Here is a 1,362-nt window from a genome sequence, read left to right as displayed (position 1 = left end):
CTTTATGGATGGCCCGCCCCTCACCCGGGCTGCGCTGCTAGGCTTGCAGGGTAGCCGAGATGAGGAAGGGAGCGGGACGATGACGATCGCGGTTCTCGGGATCGACCTGGGCAAGAACAGCTGCAGCCTCGTCGGGCTGGACGCGGCGGGGCGGGTCGTGCTGCGCCGACGCATGCGGCGCGAGGCGGTGATCGCCTTTGGCGCGAAGCTGCCGGGGTGTGTCGTTGCGATGGAGGCCTGCTGCGGCGCCCATCACATGGGCCGCATCCTGGACGAGCAGGGCCACACCGTCCGGCTGATGTCGCCGGAGTACGTGCGCCCCTACGTCAAGGCGCAGAAGAACGACGACCGCGACGCCGAGGCCATCGCCGAGGCGGCCACACGCCCGACGATGCGCTTCGTGGCTCTCAAGTCCGAGGCGCAGCTCGACGTGCAGACCCTGCACCGGGTGCGCGACCAACTCGTAGGCGAGCGCACGGCGCTGACCAACCAGATCCGTTCCGTCCTGCTGGAACGTGGCCACGTCGTAGCGCAGGGGCGCGCCAAGCTCACCGCCTGCTTGGCCGCGTTGCTTGACACGGACGCGGGCGCGTCACTTACGCCGCGCATGCGCACCCTCGTGGCCGAGGTGCGCGAACGCTGGCAGGATCTCGACCGACGCATCGCCGCGCTCGACGCCGAGTTCGCCGAGCAGGCCCGCATCAACGAGGACGCTCGTCGGCTGACCACGATCCCGGGCATCGGCGCACTCAACGCGACCGCGCTGGTGGCAGCTATCGGCGATGTGGCCAGCTTCGACCGCGGACGCGATCTAGCGGCTTGGCTCGGTCTCGTACCGCGGCAGGTGACGACCGGCGGGAAGCCTCGGCTCGTCGGCATCACCAAGCGCGGCAGCAAGTACCTGCGCAAGACGCTGGTCCAGGGTGCCCGCGCCGCGCTACCCTCGCTGCGCCAGAGCGACACCCATCTCGGGCAGTGGCTGCGCGGGCTGCTGGCGCGGTCGCACGTGAACACGGCGGTGGTCGCCCTGGCGGCCAAGATGGCGCGCATCGTCTGGGCGCTGCTGCGCCACGGGCGGGTCTACGAGCCGGCGGCCGTGGCCGCCTGATCCGAGTTCGGCCGACGCGGACGCGCCGGCCTTCCGATGTCTGCGGGCGGTGAGAGGAAGATGGCCTGACAGTCGACCGGTGTTCTGGAAGCCTCTCCGTAAAAATGGCGCTCGACGCCGCCCCCTTTATGAGGCCCAGGACGCGCGGATCTCCATCTTGGCCAACGGCGCTGTCGGAAGGCCGGATACGTTTATGCAGACTGCACAGACCAGCGGATCCGAGCCACTTGCGGACGGGGCGGGCCATACGTTTT

Annotated in this window: 1 protein-coding gene; it reads left to right on the top strand. The window is 69.5% G+C overall.

The genetic code is table 11. The annotated features are described in order from the left end of the window. Positions 1-79: 79 nt before the first annotated feature. Entirely contained in the window at positions 80-1,108 is a 1,029-nt protein-coding gene (locus tag FHU13_RS27275) for an IS110 family transposase (protein ID WP_183438951.1), read from the top strand. Positions 1,109-1,362: the final 254 nt, after the last annotated feature.

The sequence above is a fragment of the Methylobacterium sp. R2-1 genome (assembly GCF_014191355.1).
Taxonomy (GTDB): domain Bacteria; phylum Pseudomonadota; class Alphaproteobacteria; order Rhizobiales; family Beijerinckiaceae; genus Methylobacterium.
Note: the sequence above shows the minus strand (reverse complement) of the source record. Positions and strands in the feature narration are given on the sequence as shown.

Bases quoted from the DNA above. Each gene is read 5' to 3' on its own strand.
- FHU13_RS27275 (WP_183438951.1), top strand. From the start codon at position 80: ATGACGATCGCGGTTCTCGGGATCGACCTGGGCAAGAACAGCTGCAGC.